This is a genomic window from Micromonospora zingiberis (assembly GCF_004331455.1).
Taxonomy (GTDB): domain Bacteria; phylum Actinomycetota; class Actinomycetes; order Mycobacteriales; family Micromonosporaceae; genus Micromonospora; species Micromonospora zingiberis.
The window spans coordinates 57,297-78,469 of sequence record NZ_SJJR01000007.1; the positions used below are offsets into that span (position 1 = coordinate 57,297).

Consider the following 21,173-nt stretch of genomic DNA (forward strand, 5'->3'; position numbering starts at 1 on the left):
CGGTCAGTCACCGCCGCCATCACCGGCCGCGTCGCCGTAGGCGGCGTTCTCGATGATCGCGTGTCTCAGCGTCGCCAGCGCAGCGGGCCCGGATGCACCGACCAGAGCAGCCGCCGCCACCGCGACCGGGTGGCACGCAACGCGCCGATGTAGCCGGTGGCCGCGTCGGCGGCGGCAGCGGCCTGCCCGTCGGTGACGCCGCCCGGAGCGAACCCGACCTGGTTGACCAGCCGAGCCAACTCGTCCACCGCGCGGTACGCGGCCACCCCCGACCCGTCAGTGTCGGGTTCGGCCGGTTGCTGCCCGGTCGGGTGTCCGCCCGATGCCGGCGGCGACGCGGCGGTCAGAGCGCGGCGGGCCACGTCGGCGACCTCGGTGGCGGACAGGTCGGCGGCGACCGGCTGCCCGGCCAGCCGCAGCGCGTCGGTCAGCTCCCGCCAGGCGCCGGCGACCCGGTGCTCGGCGGTGCCCCGACGCAGCCGGTTGCGGGTCTGCGCGCGGCGCATCCCGGCCAGGGCGACCAGCGCCGCCACGACCAGCAGCAGGAACCCGCCGGTCGTGCCGGCGGCCAGCACCGGCGTCGGCACACCGCCACGATCGGCGCCACGATCGGGCGTGGCCTGCGGCGGCGGGGAAGCGGTCGGCTCCAGGGTCGGCTCCGGCTGCTCCGACGGCGGCGGGTTCTCCGGCTGCGGCCGGAAGTCCTCCTCCACCGGCCGTGGTTCGTCCTCGGGCCGGGGCAGCGGGTCGAACGGCACCCAGCCCAACCCGTCGAAGAGCACCTCCGGCCAGGCGTACGCGTCGGCCGCCCGCACCGGCCCGTCACCCGGGGCGGCGAACCCGACCACCACCCGTGTCGGTAGCCCGGCCAGCCGGCCCAGTACCGCGAACGACGCCGCGAACTGCTCCGAGGTACCCCGCTGCCCGCCACCGTTACGCGGCCCGAACAGGAAGAACCCCAGATTCGGGTACGCGTGGCCACTGGGCGCGTCGGCGACCAGCCGGTAGTGCTCGGCCAGCCACTGCTCGATCGCCGCCGCCCGAGCGTAGGGGGCACCGTTCTCCTCGGCCAGCTGGGCGGCGAGCCGACGCAGCTGCTCGGGTGCCCCGTCCGGCACGTGCAGCACCCGGGCCACCTCGTCACCGGCCGGGGTGTTCGCGGTCGCCAGCAGGTTCACGTCCGGACGTTCCCGAGCCGAGACCACCGTGTAACGCAGCCCCGGGCTGAGCCCGTCGGGACGGATCAGGGTGCCGGTGCCCGGGTCGTACGCCACCCGGGCACCGGTGACCTCACGCGGGGTGGCCACCGCCGGCAGCAACCGTCCACTGAGATCGCCGACGGTGAACTCCTGCCGGACCGTCTCCACCGTGCTGTGGGGTGCCGGCTCCCCGGCCGGCAGGATCCGGCCGGCGTTGCGGTACGTGGCGCCGACCCGCCAGGTGACCCCGTCGTAGTCGCTGAGCACCGCCAGCCGGATCCGCGTCCCGGCAGCGGACTCGGCCGCCGTGCCCCGCGCAGTGGCCACCTGGAACAACTCCTGGTCGGGGTTCAACGCCCAACCGGAAATCCGGATCAGCGGGTTCTCGTCCAACGTCTCCACCTGCGGCGGCTCCACATAGCGGCGCGGGTCCACCGGACGGGCGTCCACCAGTGCGGCCACCGCCGGGCCGAGCAGCGTCGCCGCGCCGACCACCACCGCCGTGCCGACGGCCGAGGCCACCGCCAGGCGGGCCCGCACCCCCGAACGCACCGCCGGCGCCAACCCGTCGACCGGGTCACCGCCGCCGGGCCGCGCCGAGGCCGCCAGCCCGAGCCCCGCCACCACCACCAGCGCCACGGTCGGACCGGTCGCCGGCTCGGCATTCGGCCCGACCACGTACACCGCACCGGCGAAGAGCAGCACCGGCGGCAGGTAACCCAGCAGCACCCGCCCGGCCCGCAACGCCACCTCCGCCCCGGCCAACCCGGCCAGCCAGGCGCCCACCAGCGGCACCAGCACGGTGTCCGGGGTCGGCTCCACCGGGATCATCGCGGTCAGCAGCCGGGGGATACCGTTCGCGGCGGCATCGCCGGCCACCTCGACAAACCCGCCCGGCAGACCGGCCCGGTTCGCCGTCAGCCGCAGGCACCACGCCGTCCAGGCCACCATCGCCAGCACCGACACCGGCGCGACCAACCACGACGGCAACCGCCGCGACGCCACACTCACCAGCACCGACCCGAGCGCCGCACCGCCCACCAGGACAGTCAGCACCGATCCCGCGTACACCCGGTCCAGCGTCACCCCGGCCAGGACGACCATGCCGACCAGCGCCGCCGGCACCACGGCCGCCCGCAGCAGCCTCACCACCGGCGTACCCCGTCCCACTCGGCGGCGAACGCCGCACCGTCGGCGGCGTCCACCACGACCAGCCCGCCCGCGCCCGGCGGCGTCGGATCCGCCGCCCCGAACACCCCGACCACCACCGACGGGTACGCGCCGCGCAGCGCGCCGACGTGCCCCAGGTCGTCGCGGCCACCCGGCCCGGTCAGCACGACCAGGGTGTCGCCGAGCCGGTCCCGGCGCAGCCGTGCCGCCGCCGCATCGAGCGTGCCGTCGTCGGTCAGCGACACCGCCGCCAACCGGTCCAGCGGCCCGGTCGGCCCACCGGCGTCGGCCACTTCGCCGGCGGTGTCGACGGGATCGGCTGCGGCGACGAACAGCAGCACCACCGGCAGATCCTCCCGCACCGCCGCGGTGACCACCGATGCCGCCGCCTCACACGCCGCCTCGAACGACTCGGCCACCCCGTGTACCCGAACCGGATGCGCGGCGGCCCGATTGTCGAGCAACACCACGATTCGCGGCAGGCTGGTGTCCACGTTCTCCCGCACCATCAGCTCACCGACCCGGGCACTGGTGCGCCAGTGCACCCGACGCAACTCGTCGCCGACGACGTACTCCCGCAGCGAGTCGAAGGTGATCGAGCCGTGCGGTACCGCGTCGACCCGCCCGTCGAGACTCCGACCGGCGCCGGTGGGCACCGCGCTCAACGGATGGATCCGCGGATGCACCCACACCGGCACGCTGCCGCCGTACGCCCGGGCCAGCACGACCAGGCCGAGAGGATCACGGCGGGTGACCCGCAGCGGACCCACCGGCACCACCCCACGGCGGCTGGTCGGCACGTCGTAGCGGACCGAGGTGTCCGCGCCCGGACGCAGCCGCAGCACCGGCACCGGCACCACCTGGTCGCCGCACCGGTCGGCGGCCAGCAGATTCGCCGACCGCAGTCGACCGGCGTTGCGGACGGTCAACGTCATCGCCGCCGGCTCACCCCGGGCCACCCGGTCCGGATCGGCCTGGCGGTGCACCTGCAAGGTGGGCCGCCAGGCCGCGGTGACCACCGCCACCGCCAGCGCGACGCCGGCAGCCGCCCCGAGCAACGACAACTCCGGATACCCGAACCGGAAACCGGCGCCGAGCAGCAGCACCGCGGCGACGAGCAGACCGATGCCCCGGGCGGTGATCCCCACGCCGGTCCTCGCCGCTCAGGGGTGCGCCGGAGCCGGCTGCCCCGACGGCAGCGGCACCGGCACCGACGCGACGGCCTGGCGCAGGACGTCCCCGGCGGTCACGCCCCGCACCTGAGCATCGGGGGTGAGCAGCAGCCGATGGGCGAACACCGGCTCGGTGAGAGCTTTCAGATCCTCCGGCATGATCCAACCCCGGCCGTCGATCAGCGCGTACGCGCACGCCGCCCGGGTCAACGCGATCACCCCACGGGGGCTGACCCCGACGCGGACCTGCGGGTGGGTACGGGTGGCCGCCGCCAGCCGCACCGCGTACGCGTACAGCGGCTCGGCGATGTGCACCCGGCGGGCCATCCGGACCATTTCCCCGACCGTGGCGGTGTCGGTGATCGCGGCCAGCGCCTCGGGGGAGCGGACCGTGGCCCCGCGCAGCACCTCCACCTCCACCGACTCGTCCGGGTACCCGACCGACAACTTGACCAGGAACCGGTCCAGCTGCGCCTCCGGCAGCCGGTAGGTGCCGTCCATCTCCACCGGGTTCTGCGTCGCCACCACCAGGAACGGCTGCGGCACCGGATGGCGTACGCCGTCCACGGTGACCGTGCGCTCCTCCATCACCTCCAGCAACGCCGACTGCGTCTTCGGCGACGCCCGGTTGATCTCGTCGGCGATGACGATGTTGGCGAACACCGGACCCGGATGGAACTCGAACCCCCGGGTGGCCTGGTTGAAGATGGTCACCCCGGACACGTCCGACGGCAGCAGGTCCGGCGTGAACTGGATCCGCCGCCACTGTCCCTTCACCGTGGCCGCGATCGCCCGCGCCAAGGTCGTCTTACCCACCCCCGGGACGTCCTCCAACAGCACGTGCCCCTGGGCGAACAGCGCGGTCAACGCCAGCCGGACCACCTCCGGCTTACCGAGCACCACCGCGTTGACGTTCTCGGCCAGCCGGGCGGCGAGGGCGGCGAAGCCCTGCACCTCCTGGTGGTTGAGGGGTTCCTGGCTGTTCACGGTGGTGCTCCTCGGCTGGGATGGATCAGCAGGTGGGCAGAACGTTGATGTTGTCGCCGCCCTCCAGGTTCAACCAGGCCCACGGGATGTAGTTGCGCCCGCTGTACTCGACCCGCACCCACCAGGTGCTCTTCTTGTGGTCGTTGTAGACGAAGGCGTACACCTCCTCGCCGCGGATCTTGCACAGCGCGGTCAACCGGGTGCCCGGCCTGGCCCAGCCGACCTGCCGGTCGTTGTCCTGCCGAGGCACCGAGAAGATCTCGTTGCCGTTACGGCCGTCGACATCCCGGTCGCAGTAGGTGCGCTGGTCCGGGTCGCTGCCGTTGACGCAGGTGGCGACGCCGATCAGGGCGTCGGTCGCCTGCGCCCGCGTCGCCGTACCCGAACCGGCGGCGTTGGACGCCGTCACCGTGAACGTGTAACCGGTGCCCGGCGTCAACCCATTCATCGTGATGCGCGAACACGGACCGCTCGTGGCCGGCTGACCCGACCGGGTCAACGTGCACGTCGCCTGCCCACCACCGGCGTCCACGGTGAACACCACCGTCGCGGACGTCGCGGTCGCCGACGACCCGGTCACCGTCACCCGAGGCGCCGCCACCGTACGCGCCGTCGTCGTCGCCTCCGGACCCTCACCGGCCTCGTTGACCGCCCGGACCCGCACCGTCACGTTCTGCCCGTCACCCAGACCACCCACCGTCGTCCGGGTGTCGGTGACCTCGCTGCTCTTGCCCGCGACATCCACCACGTACCCGGAAACCGGCCGGCCGTTGGCCTGCGCCGGCGCCCACTGCACCGACACCGTCCCCGGCTGATCGGCCACCGTACTCGCCCGCAACTCCACCGGCTCACCCGGCACCGTGAACGGCACCACCGTGTCGCTGACCGGAGACGCCTCCGACGCCGCACCCTTGTCGTTGACCGCCACCACCGTGAACGCGTACTGCGTGCCGTACTCCAACTCACCGGCGGCGATCACCAGCTCGGTGCCCTCCGACTCACCGGCCGGGGCGTTCGTCCCCGCCGAGGTGGCCGTCACCGCGTACCGGGCGATCGTGTTGCCCTGCCCATTCGCCTCCGGCCAGCTCACCACCACCGTGCCGTCCGGCCGGGCCTGCGCGGAGACGCTGGTCGGCGCGTCCGGCACCTCCGCCGTCGGGGTCACCGGATTGCTCCTGCGGGACGGACCCGCCCCCTTGGCGTTCACCGCGTGCACCGAGAACGTGTACGTCTCCCCGTTGGTCAGCTCCTTGACCTCCACCGACCGCTGGTTCGCACCCACCTCCAGGCGCTGCCCGGCACCCTCCACCACATACCGCATGATCTCCGCGCCGTTGGCCGCCGCCGGCCGCCAACTCACCCGCGCCTGCGCGTCACCAGCCGCCGCGGTCACGCTGCGCGGCGCACCCGGCTTGTTCACCTGCGGCTTCTTCGGCGGCGGAGGCGGCGGCGGAGGCTCCACCGGCGGGTCACCGCCGAGCACGTCGTTGGCGTACTTGTCGACCTCCCGCACCTCGTGCCGGTCGTTGACCACCCGGGCGGTCGCCGCGTCCGGCGCGTTGATGAACAGGTGGTTCTCCCGTACCTCCAGCTCCAACGGCCCGCCCCAGCGGCCCCGGATGGTCTCCACCAGCTGGCCCGCCGCGTCGAACGCGTACACCACGCCCGCCGCGTCATCGGCACAGTAGAAACGACCCGCCCACGCCACCGCGGCACCCAGCCGGTCACCCTCACCCGGCACCGTGAACGACCGCACCTCGCCACCGTCGGTGATCGCGTGCACCTGCCGCTGCCCGGCCACCGTCACCGGCACCACCGGCCCGCTGGTGCGTACCGGCAACATGCCCGGCCCGGTCAACTGCTCACCCAACCCCGTACGCCGCGTCGTGCCCCGCACCACCGTCACCAGCGTCCCCGCCGTGCGGTCCAGCACCGCCACCCCGTCGTCCAGCGTGGAAACCACCAACTCGTGGCTCGGCTCGGCCACGTCATGGGTCTCCACCTGCCTCGGAGCCACCGCCGCACCCGCAGCCGGCGACGACGGCAACTCGGCCGCGGTGATCGCCGACACCGTGCCCTCGGCCGGCACCGCGATCCACAGCCGACCCTGGCCGTCGAACGTGCCACCGGTGATCCCCGGCGGGTACCGCACCGGTTCACCCACCGGCGCCAACGACCGCGGGTCCAACTGCCGCACCACGCCCTGCACCGCATCCACCACGAACGCCGCGTCCTCGTGCAACGCCACACTCACCCCAAGACCAGGCGCGGTCGGCGTGGTCGCGGTGATCTGAAGCGTGGCCAGGTCCAGCGCGCTGATCTGACCCGTGTGCAGATCACGCAGGACCAGCACCCGGTCGGTCTGCACCACCTGCATCGGATGCCGCCGCGCCGCCGGCACCTCCACCCGGGTGTCCACCCGGGCGGTCACCCCGTTGACCCGGGCCAGCTCACTGCGCGCCGCGCTCCACAGCCAGGAACTCGCGTCGTAGCTGGCCACCGCGTTGTCCGCCGAGCCGAGACCGAGCACGGTCAGACCCATCGCCGCCAGCAGCGCCAGCACGGTGCCCACGGTGACCAGACCACCCCGCAGCCGGGACCGGGACCGGGTCGTGCGGGTCGGAACGACCTCGTCCATGCTCGCCACAGCCGGCGCCTCCCGTGTCGTCCTGGCAGGTGGCGCCCCTCACGGCGACCCCTCCCCTGAGCCGGGAGCCATCATATGGTCACGCTGCGGACCCCGGGAACCCGCACCGTCGGGCTGTGGACACCCAGCGTGGCGTGTCGTCGGCGTGTCCCCTCACCACTGTCGGGCCGCGACACTTGCCCCGTTCCCGGTCAGTTCGGCGGGTTGCCACCCTCCCGCGACGTGCACACCTGCCCGGAGGTGGCGAACTGATCGGTGCCGTAGACGGCGAGCACGGTGAAGCAGTAGTCCACCCGGGAGTTCAGCCCGTTCACCGTGTAACTGGTCTGTCCCGGACCCACCGTGGCCATTACACCCAGCGGCTGGCCGGCACGCCCACCGGCCACCATGAACGGCACCAGCCCGTCCGACGGATCGGCCCAGGTCAACGTGATCGTGGTCGTGTCGTCGCGCAGCTTCAGCTCCTCCGGCGGCGCCCCGCCCTGCACCGGCGCCGACGACTCGGGCACCGTCGGCGGCGGCGCCGCGGCTCGCCGGTCCAGCAGCAACAGCCCGACCCCGACCACCGCCGCGAGCGCCACCACCACCGCGACCACCGCCACCACCACCGCCGCCCGGCTACGCCCCGGTGCCGGCTCCACCGCCGGCATCACCAGAGCACCCTGGTACGGCGGGGCGACCGCCGGCCGCCCCGGCACCACCGCCGAAGGCTGCCCGGCCGGCTGCTGTCCCCACCCCGCCGCCGGGTAACCCGGCGGCGCGGGCGGAACCTGCGGAGCCACCCCCTGCGGATACCCGCCACCGAACCCGCCGTGCTGCTGCCCGCCAGCCGTCGGACCGTAGCCGACCGGTGGGCTGCCGCCCGGGCCGTGATGCGGCGCCACACCGTACGGCGCTGTGCCGGCCGGCGGGTTCGTGATTGACGCGTTCGTGATCGGCGTGTTCGTGATTGGCGTGTTCGTGGTTGGCGTGTTCGTGGTTGGCGTGTTCGTGGCTTCCTGGCCGGGCGGCGTGCCGGGCGGACCGAACGGATACGGCACCTGACCCGGCGGCCCGCTGGTCGGTCCCGGCTGAGGCAGCGGTGCGGTCAACTCGTGCGCTGCCGGAGTCGTCAGCGAGGGGTATCCCGTGCCGCCTAATCCCGGCACCTGGTGCGTCGGTAGCTGCGGCAGGTACAGATCAGCTGCTGGAGCGCTGGTGGGCGGTCCGCTGCTCGGCAATGCGCTGATGGGTGGTCCGCTGATGGGCGGCGCGCTGGCCGGTGGTCCGCTGATGGGCGGCGCGCTGGCCGGTGGTGCGCTGGCCGGTGGTGCGCTCATTGGTGGTGCGCTGGTGGGCGGCGGGGTGTCGGTGGCCGGCGCCGTAGCTCTCTGAGGAGGGCCGAGGCGGGCGGCCTCGTCGGCCAACAGCGGCCCGATCTGCTGGACCGGGATCGTCGGCGTCGCCCACTGCGGATGCTCCGGTGCCGCAGTTCGACTGACGGCCTGCCCTGCGTCGGCGGGACGAGGTCCCGCCGACATGCCGGTTACCTCGGTGTCCGGCATCCCCTGCGAGGCAGCCGCGGACGTCGGTGCCTGCGGTGACAGTGTCTGGTCTGGTGATGCCTGCGGTGACGGTGCCTGGGGTGGTGCGGCGGGTGAAGTGGGCGGCAGGCCGATTGGCGCCGGGTGGGTGGTACGGGCCATGGCGCCAGCCGGGTCCGTGGGGGGCGTCGGCAGCGGCAGGGCCGGTCCGCCGGACGGGGCGGGCTGGTCGTGGAAGGCAGCCCTGGGGGGTGGTACCACCGGAACGGGCGGCACTCCTGGGGCGGGGCGACCCGTAGCGGGCGGCCGGCTGGTGACCGGCGGAGCCACCGGGAATGCCGCTGGTGGGCCCGAGACCGGTGGCGCCGCTGGCATGGCCGGTGCGGGAGGCGGTATCACCGGCGGGGGCGCTGCATACGGAGGAGTAGCCGGCGTGAGGGCTGGTGGCACCGGCAGGGACGGCGTGGCGTGTGGTGGCGCTGGCAGGGATGGCGTGGCGTGTGGTGGCGCTGGTGGGGCGGTCGGCGGGGTTGGCGTGCCGTGTGGTGGCACGGGTAGGGCGGTCGGCGGGGGTGGCGTCACGTGCGGTGGCACCGGCGGGATGGTCGGCTCGGGGGCGGGCGGCATCGGTGCGGCAGCCGGAGCGGTGGACGGCGGCATGGGCGCGACGGTCGACGCGGAAGCCGGCACCATGGGTGCAGGGGGAACAATCGGGGTGCCCGGCGCAGCCGGTGCCGCCGAGTGGAATGGCGTCGCAGCGGTCGACGCGTCGTGCGGTTTCCAGGCGGTCGACAACACCGCCAGTGACACCGTCGGCTCCGCGAGTGCGTCATGAGGCGACTGGCCGGTGAGCGGCTGACCGGCAGAGGGCACCGGCGGCTGAGGGGCGGGCGCGGCATCGCCGAGATACTCCCGTGCGGTGCGTACCGCCGGATGATCGACGCCGAGCACGGCGGGGCCGGCGGCCGCGACGCGGGTGTAGTTGCGGCGGGCCTCATGGCGGTTGCCCAGTTCGTCGGCGACGGAGCCCAACTCGTAGGACAACGCCAGCATCAACGGGTCGGACTGCGGCCACGTGCGCTCCCCGGCCGCGAACGCCTCCTCCAACACCCGACGGGCGGCGCTCGGATCGTCCGCCTCCCGGTGCAGCCTGGCCAGCAAGTGCGCGGTGCTGAGTACGTCCGGGTGATCCTTGCCGAACGGCGGCCGGGCAGACTCGATCGCGTCGCTCAGCAGGTCGCGGGCGGCAGCGAGGTTGCCCGCCCCACGAAGCGCAAGGGCACGCTGCTGGAAGACGGCCAGGGGAGAGGCATGGGGCACGTGGCCCATGCTGCCGGGTGCCGCCGCCGTGCCGCCACCCGACCCGCGTACGCGTCACACAAGCGTCCAGAAACCGCCTTTCAGGTCGGCCGGCGCCGGCGGCGGATGCCGATGTGCATGATCCATCTGCGGCGTGTACAGTAACTCCCCGTGCGGCCCGCCGGGCGGCCTTCGGATGGTGGACCATCGAGGCCGGCAGGGTAGGCTGGACAGAGTAGGTCCGGGTGGCGGAATGGCAGACGCGCTAGCTTGAGGTGCTAGTGCCCGTATAGGGCGTGGGGGTTCAAGTCCCCCCTCGGACACGTACAGTTACCCCACAGTAATCAGCGTCAGGCTTAGCCTCGACGCTGATTTTGTTTTGGCCGGGTTGTAGGTGAGGGCGAGTCGTAGCTCGCGGTTAGACGTTGCTCTTGTCCTGGTAGGGGTTGCGAGACGTCCCTTGGTGCAAGACCGAGACGGAACGCGACGACCTGGTTCAGCGGGACTTCACCGCCGGCGGCCCGAACCGGCTGTGGCTGTCCGACATCACCGAGCACCACACCGCCGAGGCAAGCTCCACCTCTGCGCGATCAAGGAGCCCTCAACCGCCACCACATGGCCGGATCGATGGGCCGCGTCGGCGCCGCCGGCGACAACGCCGCTAGGGAGTCCTTCTTCGGCCTCCTGCAGAACAACGTCTCACGCCGTGGCGGGCCGCCTGGCCGGTTGATCTGGCGCTACGGTGCGGTGCCCGCGATCTTCGGCTGGCTGTAGAGCGGGTCGTCCAGCGGCGGAGGCCCGGCCGCGAGCCGGTCCAGTTCCGCGCGGATGGTCCGCAGCGCCTGACCGAGTCGGGCGTCCGGAGCGGTGAGGGCCAGCCGTACGAATACGTCCATACCGGAATATACGCGGCCGGAGGAGACGACGACTCCGCGTGCTCGCAGCGCGTCACATACCTCGTCGCTGGTGTGACCGGTCGACCGCACGTCCAGCCACAGGTAGAAGCCGCCGAGTTCGTCGGTGGTGGCCGACGGGGCCCAGGGGCCGAGCACGTCGACGGCGCTGCGGTGCCGTTCACGGTAGATGGCGGCGAGTTCGCTGCCCCGGCCGGACAGCGAGCGTAGTGCTTCCATGGCGGTGACTTGTGCCGTGATCGGCGCGCAGCCCGCGACCGTGCCGTGCAGCGCCGCCACGTCACCACGGAACCGGGGTGGGGAGATCAGAGCGCCGACCCGCAGCCCCGTCATCGAGTAGGTCTTGGAGAAGGTGCGGGCGCAGAAGGTGACGTCGGGTCCATGGCTCAGCGGCGATGGGGCTCGGCCACCCGCGTACACGATCGACTCGTATGCCTCGTCGGACAGCAGGTACGCGTCGTGGCGGCGGACCAGGTCCACAAGCGATCGCAGCGCGTCGCCGGAGGCGACGGCGCCGGTGGGGTTGGCCGGCGAGTTGACGACGACCAGCCGGGCACCGGCGCGCAGACCGTCCTCGATGCGGGCCAGGTCGGCGAAGCCGGCTCCGCTGCCGCCCTGCGGGTAACTGTGCACCGGGATGCCCAGTCGCGTCGCGAGGATCCGGTAGTTGGGCCAGGCCGGGTCGGGAACGACTATCCCGGTTGCGGGGGAACTGGCCGCGGCCAGGGCGACCGCGACCGCGCCGGTGCCACCAACGGTGATCACCACGTCGTCGGTCGCCGGCCGGTGGCCGGTACTCGTCGCCACGTCGTCGGCGACCAGTTCGCGCAGTTCTGGTAGGCCGAGTTTGGGTGTGTAGCCGGTCCGACCGGTACGCAGGCTGCGGACCGCGGTCTCGACCAGGATGTCGGGCAGCGCCTGGTCGGGCTCGCCGATGCTCAGGTCGATCTCCCCGTCGGCGACCGCTCCCGCCATGATCCGCCGGACGGCCGTGTCCAGCGCCGGCCGGTTACTCTCCGCTACGCCCGAGCTCACTCGGTCACCTCTTTCCCGTGCGTCGGCGACATGTCGTCAGCGGGACCGCCGCCGACTCCGCAGCCAATGCTAGGCGCGGTTTCCTGTCGTGAGGATGTCGTCCTGGCGTGGTGGAAACCGCCGTCGACCAGTTGTGAAATGCGTCGGTAACAAGCTCCGTTTTTCATTCAACATGTCGCCGTCGCCCACGGATGGCGGCAACCAGGTCACGATCAGTGCCGCGATTTCGAAATCGGACAGAAAGTACGGCCCAGCCTTCTTGTCGAAAACGGAGTTCCCATGCGCAAACCTCGCTCCCGATCCCTCGTCGCCGGATTTGCCGCTTCTCTGTTTGCCCTGTCCATCGCCGCGTGTTCAGCCGATACGACGGACGGTGGCGCGGATGGCGCGGCTGCCGTCACCCTCGTCGCCGCAGCGGATCCATCGCTGCTGCCATACAATTTCCTCGATACTGACGGGAAGACCTGGAAGGGTATCAACGTCGATCTGGCGGCGGCGTTGTCGGAGAAGCTCGGTAGCCCCATAACCTTTCAGAGCGCGGGATTCGACACTATCGTCCCCGGGCTCGCCGCCGGACGTTTCGACCTGGCTCTGACCGGGATGTTCGACACACTGGAACGGCAGAAGACCGTCGACTTCGTCGATTACCTGGCGGCGAAGAACAACTTCCTCACGCTGAACACGTTCCGTGACGTGGCCTCGATGAACGACCTGTGCGGCGTACGGGTGGGCATCCCCGGGGGCGCGCTCGAATCCACTCTGCTGGCCGACGCCTCGACCGAGTGCGTCAAGGCCGGCAAGCCGGCTGTCGACGTCAACGAGTTCGCCGACCTCGACGCCACCGTCCTGGCCCTGCGCTCCGGCCGGATCGACGTGACCCCGAACGACTCCGCGGCGAACGCGTACATCAACTCGCAGAACAAGGACACGATGAAGGTCTCCGGCGGCTACCTCAACGAGGGGTACTTCGCGGCGGCCTTCCCGAAGAACAGCGAGCTGACGAAGAAGGTCGAGGCCGCGTTCAGCGAGATCATCGATGACGGTACGTACGCCGAGATCCTGCGCGAGTGGGGCGTCGCGGACCGGGGGCTGGAAGCGCCGATCATCAACGGGGCCACGTTCTGATGACCGTACTACCGGCCAACACGACGCGGGACGAGGACAGCGACGTCGTCGTCCCGCGCCGGCGCCCGTGGCGGTGGGTCGGCACGGTGGTGTCGGTCCTGATCGTCGCGGCGGTGGCCAACTCGTTCCTCACCAATCCCAACTACCAGTGGGACGTGGTGGCGACCTACCTGTTCGACCCACGCATCCTCGACGGTCTGCTCACCACGCTCCAGCTCACCGTGGTCAGCATGGTGTTGGCCTCGGCGCTGGGTCTGCTGCTCGCCGTGATGCGTCTGTCACGTGGTCGGCTGCCCCGTGGCGCGGCCGGCGTCTACATCTGGTTGTTCCGCGGTACGCCCGTGCTCGTGCAGCTGATCCTCTGGTACAACCTGGCGATTCTCGTACCGTCGGTCAGCATCGGGATTCCGTTCGGCCCGACCCTGTTCTCGGCCCAGACGAACACCATCATCACGCCCTGGACCGCGGCCATCCTGGGCCTGGCCCTCAACGAGGCCGCCTATCTCGGCGAGATCATCCGCTCCGGCATCGTCTCCGTGGACCGGGGACAGACCGAGGCGGCGAACGCCCTCGGTCTCAGCCGGGTCGACACCTTCCGGCGGATCGTGCTGCCCCAGGCCCTGCGTGTCACCGTCCCGCCGGCCTCCAACGAGGCGATCGGGCTGCTCAAGTACTCGTCGGTGGTCAGCGTGATCGCGCTGCCCGAGTTGCTCTACTCGGGCCAGCTCATCTACGCCCGCACCTACGAGACCATCCCGGTCCTGCTCGTCGTCTGCATCTGGTACCTCGTCGTCGTCACCCTGCTGACGCTGCTGGAGCACTGGCTGGAGCGCCGGCTCGGCGTCGGCTTCCGGACCGGCGCCGGTGGCGACGCCAATCCACGGAAGGGCAGGTGGGCCCGATGGTGGTCCGGCAACCACTGACACCGACGGAGCAGCCGCTCGTTCAGCTGCGCGGCATCCGTAAACGGTTCGGCAGCCACGAGGTGCTGCGCGGCGTCGACCTCGATGTCGACACCGGCCAGGTCCTCTGCCTCGTCGGTGCCTCCGGCAGCGGCAAGTCCACCCTGCTGCGCTGCATCAACCACCTGGAACGGCCGGACGCGGGCCGGGTGCTGGTCGGCGGTGAACTGGTCGGCTACGTCGAACGCGACGGCCGGCTGCACGAGCTGCCGGAAAGTCGCATCCGTGCCCAGCGGGCCGGTATCGGCATGGTGTTCCAGCATTTCAACCTCTTCCCGCACCTGACCGTGCTGGAGAACGTGGTGACCGCGCCGATGCGGGTGCTGGGCTACTCCCGGTCCGCCGCCGAGGCGACCGCCCACGATCTGCTCGCCCGGGTCGGCCTCGCCCCGAAGGTCGACGCCTACCCCCGCAGCCTCTCCGGCGGCCAGCAGCAGCGGGTCGCCATCGCCCGCGGCCTGGCGATGCGGCCCCGACTGATGCTCTTCGACGAGCCGACGTCCGCGCTCGACCCGGAGCTGGTCGGCGAGGTCCTCGACGTCATGCGAGGTCTCGCCGCCGACGGCATGACGATGATCGTGGTGACCCACGAGATGGGATTCGCCCGCGAGGTGGCCTCCCAGGTGGCCTTCATGTCCGAGGGCCTGATCGTCGAACAGGGACCGCCCCAGGATCTGCTCGTCGCGCCACGGCACGAGCGCACCCGCGCCTTCCTGTCGAAGGTGCTCTGACCCGATGGCGCCCACGTCACCCCCCATTGACCAGGCGATCGGCCGGCTGCTGCGCCCCCGCGACGCCGCGCTGATGAGTCCCGCCCTGCTCTGTGGCGAGCCGGGCTCGACCGCCGCCCGGCTCCAGGTGCGGGTGGGCCGGACCAACTGGCCCACCCTGGTACGCCAGGACGCCACCGGCGCGGTGCAGGCGGCGACCGTACGCGACACCCGGCTGGTTCTGGTTGGCGGGCGCTCCTTCGGCTGGGTGCACCAGGCGGTGCGCACACTGCGGCCGGCCGGTCGGTTCCCGATCGCGGTGCTCGCCACCGACGTGCAACCCGAACAGGTGCTGACCCTGCTCGACGCGGGTGCCAATCTCGTTCTGGAGAGCCACGCCGGGGCTCGGGAGGTGCTCGCCCGACTGCTGGCGCTGTGCCGCAGCTCGCTCGGTGACTCCGGCGGGCAGGTGCGCTGGTTGCACGCCGGCGAACTGCGTCTCGACCTCGCCGCGCGGCGCTGCGTCCTCGCCGAGACACCGATCCCGCTCGGCCACAACGAGTTCGACCTGCTCGCCTACCTGATGGGCAGGTCGCAGCAGGTGGTGCCGCAACACGAGATTCTCCAGCAGGTCTGGGGCTGGCGACAGGGCGATGGCAGCAACACCCTGCGCATCCACATCGGGCGACTGCGCCGCAAGCTCGGCGACACCGCCGTCCGGCCACAGTGGATCGGTTCGGTACGCGGCGTCGGCTACCAGTTCCTGCCGCCGGTGGCCGAACTCGGTGACGACCGGGGCTCCGACCGGCTGCGGGAGTCCATGGCGTTGCTCAACGCCCAGGCCGACGCGCTCAAGGCACTCGTCGACGGTGTGACGGCGGCGGCGGACGAGACAGCCGTCGCGGAAACCGTGGTGCAGTGGGCGGTCGATCGGGGGTTCAGCGACGCGGCCACCGTATTCCGATTCGACCTCGACCAGACTGATCCCCTCCGCCGGACCGCCGGAGCGTCCCGCCTGGTCGCCTCCGCCGGCATGTCGGCCCGGTGGCAGCAGTCCATCTCCACCGGCCACCCGATCAGCGACGGCTTCCTCGGCGCCGAGGTCTACAGCAGCGGCAAGGTCGTCCAGCTGCGGGACATGAGTGGCCTGGCCAAGCGTTTCCCGTTCACTGCCCGCATGTCCTACGACGAGGACCTGCACGCCTGCGTGCTGTTCCCGCTGCACGTACATGGTCTGATCTGGGGCGACCTGGCCTTCGTCTCGCGTACCGACCGGGCCTTCACGCCGGCCCGGACCGCGTTCCTGCGCACCGTCGCCGGGGTGGTGTCGCTCGCGTTCGCCGCGCAGGCCGGCCGACCAGGGGCGCACGATGCGTGAGTACGACGACGCCCACGTCGATCGGTGGGTCGACCGGGCGGCCCTCGTCGCCGAGGTGACCCGCTGCCTGGCCGACCTGGGCCGGGGCGAGGCCGAGCAGGCACCGAAGCAACTACTGCCGATGGTCGGTGGCGGCTTCTTCCTCACCCTGGCCGGTGTCGTGCCCCGGCTCGGTCTCGCCGTGGCCAAATGGGCGTCCTACCGGCCCACGGCCGACGGCGCCGCGAGCCGGTCCACCGCCACGATCCTGGTCAGCGCCGCCGACCGGGGCGACCCGTTGGCGCGGATCCACGGGATGCGGGCCACCGAGGCACGCACCGCGGCCACCGCGGTGGCGGTGGCTCGGGCGGCCCGGCCGGACACGGTGCTGCGTCGGATCGGCCTGCTCGGCTTCGGGCCGACCAACCGGAGCGTCCTGGACACCGTGCTCGCGACCCTCGACACGGTCGAGGAAGTCCGGATAGTGGTCCGTACGGAGCGCACCGCCCAGCTCGTACGCCGGCAGTCGACCCGGCGCGGGCCGACGGTCAGTGTCGGCACCGACCCGGCGGCGCTGGCCGGCGTCGACCTCGCCGTGTCGGCCACCGGTGCCACGGCGGCGGTGGCCGATCTCGACCTGATCGCCCCCGACGGTGTCGTGGTATGTCTCGACGGCGCGCACATCTGGCGGCACGGTGGCGCGGCGGAACTGCTCGACGACCGGGTGGTTGCCGGACGGGTCCCCAGCGTGGCGCGAATGTTCTGCGGCGTCGAACCGCCGGCCGGTCGGCTGCTGCTGGACGTGGCGGGCAGCGCCGTCGCGGACGCCGCACTGGCATCGCTGTTGTTGCGTACCGCCGACCCGGGCCGGCTCACGCCGCGCGGTGCGGACCCCCAGCCGGACGCGGCGTCGCCGGGGCGGCTGTCATGACGTACCGACTCGGCCGGCCGGGCCGGCTCGGCCCGATAGTCGTGGCGCAGACCGCCGCCGCCGGCTTCTCCAGCTTTCCCAGCCCGTTCTACCACCGGATCGCCGGCGCCACCGGTTCGCCGTGGACCACCACCCTGCTCTTCGTCGCGCACGGTACAGCCGCAGCCGCGGCGATGGCGCTGCTGACCCGCCCGGCCCTGGCCGCGCGGGTCACCCGGCTCGGGCCCGGCCGCCTGATACCCGCCCTGCTGCTGATCGACGCGGCCGGCGCGGTACCGCTGATCCTCGCACCGGAGCCGGCGGGAGTCGGCCCGTTGCTGCTCGGCCGGATCATCACCGGCGCCGCGATGGGGGCACTGACCCCGCTGACCACCACCGTGCTGGCCCAGCACCGGCACGGCACCGTCCTGGCCACCGGCGCCATCTTCGGCGGCGTCGGCGGCGGTGCGCTCATCGCCGGCGCACTGGCGGCATCCGGCCTGCCCCGGGAAGCGGTCTTCGGCATCGGCGCGCTCGGCCTGCTCGCCGCGGCCGCCGCTGCCGGACGCCGGCAACCCGACGTGCACCGGCCGGCCGCCGAGGACCCCGGCGGCGACCGCCCTGTCGAACCGGTTCGCCCCGAGGCGCCGGCCCCGCCGCCGAGGGCGACCGGCGGCGGGAACACCCTGATCATCGGCGGCGCCGCACTGGCGTTCACGGCCAACGGCGTCCTCGGGCTGTTCAGCTCGACCCTGCCCGGGCTGATCGCGGAGCGCTCCGGCGGGTCGGAACTCGTGGCCGGGGCCAGCGCCGGACTGGTCCTGCTCGCCGCCGGCGCGGCCCGGCTGGGCGTGACCCGGGCACCGGCCGCCGTGGTGCGTGGGGTCGCCCTCGCGGTCGCGCTGCTCGGCACCGTCATGTTCGTCGCGGGCCTGCGCGCCGACACGGTGCCGGTGGCGCTCACCGGCGGGATCCTGCTCGGTGCCGCCGCCGGGATCGGCTACGACACCGCCCTGGCGGTCGCCACCGGACACCGTGCCCAGGTCCGGCTGATCGCCCGCGTGCAGTACGCCGGTCAGCTCGGACTCGTCCTGCCCGTGGCGGCCTACCCGCTTGTGGTGCCGCCGTGACCGTACCCGCCGTTTCGTACCCCGCCCGTCATCGAGTCCAAGGACACCAACCATGCGAGTGAGTTTCGACATCGGCGGCACCTTCACCGACCTGGTCCTGCTGGACGAGCGATCCGGCCGCGCCTGGCTGGGCAAGTGCCTGACCACCTACGACGACTTCAGCCGCGCCATCGCCCAGGGCATCCGTGAACTGCTCGGCACCGGCGACCTCGGACCCGCGGACGTGGACCACCCGGTCGTCGGTGCGACCACCCTGGTCACCAACGCGCTCATCGAACGCCGGGGTGCCGACACCGCCCTGATCACCACCCGAGGCTTCGGCGACACCGTCGAGATCGGCCGGGAATGGCGCTACGACCTGTACGACCAGCAGCTGCAACTGCCCGATCCGCTGGTGCCTGTGCGGCAACGGTTCGAGGTGACCGAACGGCTGCGCGCCGACGGCGCCGTCCACACGCCCCTCGCTCTCGACGAGATCGGCCGGATCGCGGACCGGATCGCCGAGAGCGGCGTCGAGTCGGTGGCCGTCTGCCTGCTGCACTCGTACGCGAACTCCGCGCACGAGGAGGCGGTCGGCGCCGTCCTCGCCGAGCGACTGCCCGGCGTGCCGGTCACCCTCTCCAGCCACCTGGTGCCGGTGATCCGCGAGTACGAGCGCACCGTCACCACGCTCGCCAACGCGTACGTGCGGCCGGTGGCCGGCGAGCACTTCGCCGATGTGGAACGCGCCATCGGTCAGGTGGGCATCGCCCAACCGCTGGTGTTGATGCAGTCCAACGGTGGTGTCGTCTCCACGGCGACGGCCCGGCAGTATCCGCTGCGGCTGCTGGAGTCGGGGCCGGCGGCCGGCGCGATCGGCGCCGCGTACGTCGGGCAACGGCTCGGCCTGGACCGGCTGATCGCCTTCGACATGGGCGGCACCACCGCCAAGGTGTGCGTGGTGGAGAACGGCACCCCGGCCGTGCACCACGGCTTCGAGGTGGGTCGGGTGCACCGGCTCAAGCCCGGCAGCGGACTGCCGGTGGCCATGCCGGTGGTCGACATGCTGGAGATCGGTGCCGGCGGTGGTTCGATCGCCGCCCTGGATCCACTCGGGCTGCTCAAGGTCGGGCCGCACAGCGCCGGATCCCGCCCCGGCCCCGCCGGGTACGGCCTCGGTGGCGAACAGCCGACCGTCACCGACGCCGACCTGGTCCTCGGCTACCTCGACCCGGACTACTTCCTCGGTGGCCGGATGAGCCTCGACGTCGATGCCGCCCGGCGGGCCATGCTCGCCCACCTCGGGCCGGCCTTCGACGACGACCCGGTCGCCGCAGCGGCGGGCATCGTCCGGGTGGTCGACGAGCACATGGCGCTGGCGATGCGGGTGCACGCCACCGAACGCGGACACGACCCGAGGACCTTCACGATGCTCGCCTTCGGCGGCGCCGCGCCGGTGCACGCCGCCCGGGTGGCCCGGATCCTCGGCCTACGCCGGGTCGTGATCCCGACCGCCGCCGGGGTGCTGTCGGCGACCGGTCTGCTCGTCGCGCCGCCGATGGTGGAGACCTCACGGACCCGGCTGACCGAACTCGCGCAGTGGTCGGACGCCGCCGTCGCCGAGGTGTACGCCGGGCTGGTCGGCCAGGCCGCGGCCGAACTCGCCGAGCCGGTCGACCGGGTCGAACGCTTCGTCGACATGCGCTTCGTCGGCCAGGGGTTCGAGATCGAGGTGCCGGTGGCCGACACCGACGGGCCGGAGCAGTACCTGACCCGGTTCGCCGCCGAATACCAGCGGGTCTACGGCGTCCGTCCGGACTACCAGCGGGCGGAGGTGGTGACCTGGCGAGTCCGCGCCTACGGCCGCTTCACCCAGCCGGAACTGGTCCGGACCGCGCCCGACACCCGCGCGGCGGCGGACGCGCCGCGTACCCGGCAGGTGTGGTTCCCGGAGACCGGCCTGACCGAGGCGCCGGTGCTGCGGATGCTGGCCCAGCCGCCGGGCACCCGGGTCGTCGGCCCGGCGATCTTCCAACTGCCGGAGAGCACCGCGGTGGTGGGCCCGGGGGACCTGGCCGAGGTGGACCGGGACGGCAACCTGCACATCATGGTGAACCTGCCCTCGGCCAACCAGGACATTCGGCGCAGCGAGGTGGCGGCATGAGATCCCTCGACTGGCTGGACCGGATCGGGCTGCCACCCGGTGACCCGGCGCAGCCGGCCACCAGCACCGGCCGATTCGCCGACGGTGGCTGGTACAAGTGGGAGGTCGCCGGGGCGCTCGACGCGGCCTCGGTGCGCCGGCTGACCGAACTGCTCGCCCCGCACGGGGTACGGCTGCACCAGGCGACCAACACGGTCGGCACGATGCGCTACCTCGACGCCGAGGTGGTCGACCTGGTGCAGACCTGCCGGGAACTGGGCGTGCAGCTGCGGATGGCGGTCGGCCCGCGGGGCCTGTTCGACATCGGCGGACAGAAACTCGCCGCCGGCCCGGTCGCCGCCGCCAGCGCCTACCGGCTGCGCGGCACCGACCAGCTCGCCCAGGCCGTCGAGGACGTGGCACACGCCGTCGACCTCGGCGTACGCGGCTTCCTCGTCTTCGACGAGGGACTGTTGACCGTGCTGGACCGGCTCCGGGCCGATGGGGTGCTGCCGGCCGAACTGCGGCTGAAGGCCTCGTCCAACATGGGCGCCGGCAATCCCGCCCACGCGAGGCTGCTCGCCCAGCTCGGCGCCGACTCGGTCAACCTGCAACGTGATCTCGACGTCCGCATGCTGGCCGCGGTTCGGGCCGCCACCGACGTGGCACTGGACCTGCACACGGACAACCCACCCGGCACCGGCGGTTTCGTCCGGGGCTACGACGTGCCGCAGATGGTGCGGGTCGCCGCCCCGGTCTACCTGAAGACCGGGAACGCCGCCCAGGACTTCTCCGACGAACCGCCGTCACCACGGCAACTCGCCGCGATCACCCACCAGCTGCTGCTCGACCAGCAGTTGGTGACGCGACTCGAACCCTCGGCGACCCCATCCGACCAACCCGAGTTCTAG

The 21,173-nt window shown here is 72.4% G+C and carries 17 protein-coding genes, 1 tRNA gene and 2 pseudogenes; 13 read left to right on the forward strand and 7 right to left on the reverse strand.

What is annotated here, in order from left to right; genetic code table 11:
- Positions 1–65: 65 nt before the first annotated feature.
- From E0H26_RS12770 to E0H26_RS29295, 5 genes are all read right to left on the reverse strand, one after another.
- Positions 66–2,369 (reverse strand): transglutaminase TgpA family protein, encoded by a 2,304-nt coding sequence (locus E0H26_RS12770; protein ID WP_420812832.1) that lies wholly within the window; start codon positions 2,367–2,369, stop codon positions 66–68.
- Positions 2,345–3,517: a DUF58 domain-containing protein gene (locus E0H26_RS12775; RefSeq protein WP_131303825.1), complete on the reverse strand. Its 1,173-nt coding sequence runs from the start codon at positions 3,515–3,517 to the stop codon at positions 2,345–2,347. Before E0H26_RS12775 ends, E0H26_RS12770 begins: the two co-directional genes overlap by 25 nt.
- A 15-nt stretch (positions 3,518–3,532) precedes the next feature.
- Positions 3,533–4,528 carry an AAA family ATPase gene (locus E0H26_RS12780; RefSeq protein WP_131303826.1) on the reverse strand — a complete coding sequence of 332 codons (996 nt, stop codon included), beginning with the start codon at positions 4,526–4,528 and terminating at the stop codon, positions 3,533–3,535.
- Between the two features lie 25 nt (positions 4,529–4,553).
- The gene (locus E0H26_RS12785; protein ID WP_131303996.1) at positions 4,554–7,166 is read right to left on the reverse strand and encodes a fibronectin type III domain-containing protein; all 2,613 of its coding nucleotides are present in this window, start codon (positions 7,164–7,166) and stop codon (positions 4,554–4,556) included.
- Between the two features lie 200 nt (positions 7,167–7,366).
- Positions 7,367–7,957, reverse strand: coding sequence for a fibronectin type III domain-containing protein (locus tag E0H26_RS29295; RefSeq protein ID WP_240742156.1), 591 nt, complete (start codon positions 7,955–7,957; stop codon positions 7,367–7,369).
- Between the two features lie 133 nt (positions 7,958–8,090).
- Here E0H26_RS29295 and E0H26_RS30295 point away from each other — a divergent pair, with 133 nt between their 5' ends.
- From E0H26_RS30295 to E0H26_RS29305, 3 genes are all read left to right on the forward strand, one after another.
- Positions 8,091–8,219: a hypothetical protein gene (locus tag E0H26_RS30295; RefSeq protein ID WP_276320393.1), complete on the forward strand. Its 129-nt coding sequence runs from the start codon at positions 8,091–8,093 to the stop codon at positions 8,217–8,219.
- Between the two features lie 153 nt (positions 8,220–8,372).
- Complete coding sequence (locus E0H26_RS29300; RefSeq protein WP_165521831.1) at positions 8,373–8,549, forward strand: hypothetical protein; 177 nt, start codon at positions 8,373–8,375, stop codon at positions 8,547–8,549.
- Between the two features lie 750 nt (positions 8,550–9,299).
- A complete protein-coding gene (locus tag E0H26_RS29305; RefSeq protein ID WP_165521832.1) occupies positions 9,300–9,533 on the forward strand; it encodes a hypothetical protein in 234 nt (77 codons plus the stop codon).
- 46 nt (positions 9,534–9,579) lie between these two features.
- On the opposite strand, the pseudogene E0H26_RS12795 reads toward E0H26_RS29305, so the two are convergent.
- Positions 9,580–10,027 (reverse strand): annotated as a pseudogene (locus tag E0H26_RS12795) (tetratricopeptide repeat protein); the annotation flags it as partial.
- 209 nt (positions 10,028–10,236) lie between these two features.
- Between E0H26_RS12795 and E0H26_RS12800 the strand changes: the two are divergent.
- Positions 10,237–10,320: transfer RNA gene (locus tag E0H26_RS12800), tRNA-Leu, on the forward strand.
- A gap of 162 nt (positions 10,321–10,482) precedes the next feature.
- Positions 10,483–10,768 (forward strand): annotated as a pseudogene (locus E0H26_RS12805) (IS3-like element ISAar45 family transposase); the annotation flags it as partial.
- On the opposite strand, the gene E0H26_RS12810 reads toward E0H26_RS12805, so the two are convergent.
- Entirely contained in the window at positions 10,735–11,886 is a 1,152-nt protein-coding gene (locus E0H26_RS12810) for a pyridoxal phosphate-dependent aminotransferase (RefSeq protein ID WP_420812840.1), read from the reverse strand. The pseudogene E0H26_RS12805 and the gene E0H26_RS12810 sit on opposite strands and share 34 nt — an antisense overlap.
- A gap of 339 nt (positions 11,887–12,225) precedes the next feature.
- Between E0H26_RS12810 and E0H26_RS12815 the strand changes: the two genes are divergently transcribed.
- Genes E0H26_RS12815 through E0H26_RS12850 form a run of 8 tightly spaced genes read left to right on the forward strand, consistent with a single transcriptional unit; the run spans position 12,226 to position 21,173 of the window.
- On the forward strand, positions 12,226–13,071 hold the full coding sequence (locus tag E0H26_RS12815) for an ABC transporter substrate-binding protein (protein WP_131303828.1): 846 nt from the start codon (positions 12,226–12,228) through the stop codon (positions 13,069–13,071).
- Positions 13,071–13,994, forward strand: coding sequence for an amino acid ABC transporter permease (locus E0H26_RS12820; protein WP_131303829.1), 924 nt, complete (start codon positions 13,071–13,073; stop codon positions 13,992–13,994). The genes E0H26_RS12815 and E0H26_RS12820 overlap by 1 nt, the downstream gene beginning before the upstream one ends.
- Positions 13,973–14,764, forward strand: coding sequence for an amino acid ABC transporter ATP-binding protein (locus tag E0H26_RS12825; protein WP_165521836.1), 792 nt, complete (start codon positions 13,973–13,975; stop codon positions 14,762–14,764). Before E0H26_RS12820 ends, E0H26_RS12825 begins: the two co-directional genes overlap by 22 nt.
- Before the next feature lie 4 nt (positions 14,765–14,768).
- On the forward strand, positions 14,769–16,121 hold the full coding sequence (locus E0H26_RS12830; protein ID WP_131303830.1) for a winged helix-turn-helix domain-containing protein: 1,353 nt from the start codon (positions 14,769–14,771) through the stop codon (positions 16,119–16,121).
- Positions 16,114–17,031 (forward strand): hypothetical protein, encoded by a 918-nt coding sequence (locus E0H26_RS12835; RefSeq protein ID WP_131303831.1) that lies wholly within the window; start codon positions 16,114–16,116, stop codon positions 17,029–17,031. The genes E0H26_RS12830 and E0H26_RS12835 overlap by 8 nt, the downstream gene beginning before the upstream one ends.
- Positions 17,028–18,140, forward strand: a complete 1,113-nt coding sequence (locus tag E0H26_RS12840) for an MFS transporter (RefSeq protein WP_131303832.1) — start codon at positions 17,028–17,030, stop codon at positions 18,138–18,140. The genes E0H26_RS12835 and E0H26_RS12840 overlap by 4 nt, the downstream gene beginning before the upstream one ends.
- A gap of 52 nt (positions 18,141–18,192) precedes the next feature.
- The gene (locus E0H26_RS12845) at positions 18,193–20,283 is read left to right on the forward strand and encodes a hydantoinase/oxoprolinase family protein (protein ID WP_131303833.1); all 2,091 of its coding nucleotides are present in this window, start codon (positions 18,193–18,195) and stop codon (positions 20,281–20,283) included.
- A complete protein-coding gene (locus E0H26_RS12850) occupies positions 20,280–21,173 on the forward strand; it encodes a U32 family peptidase (protein ID WP_131303834.1) in 894 nt (297 codons plus the stop codon). Before E0H26_RS12845 ends, E0H26_RS12850 begins: the two co-directional genes overlap by 4 nt.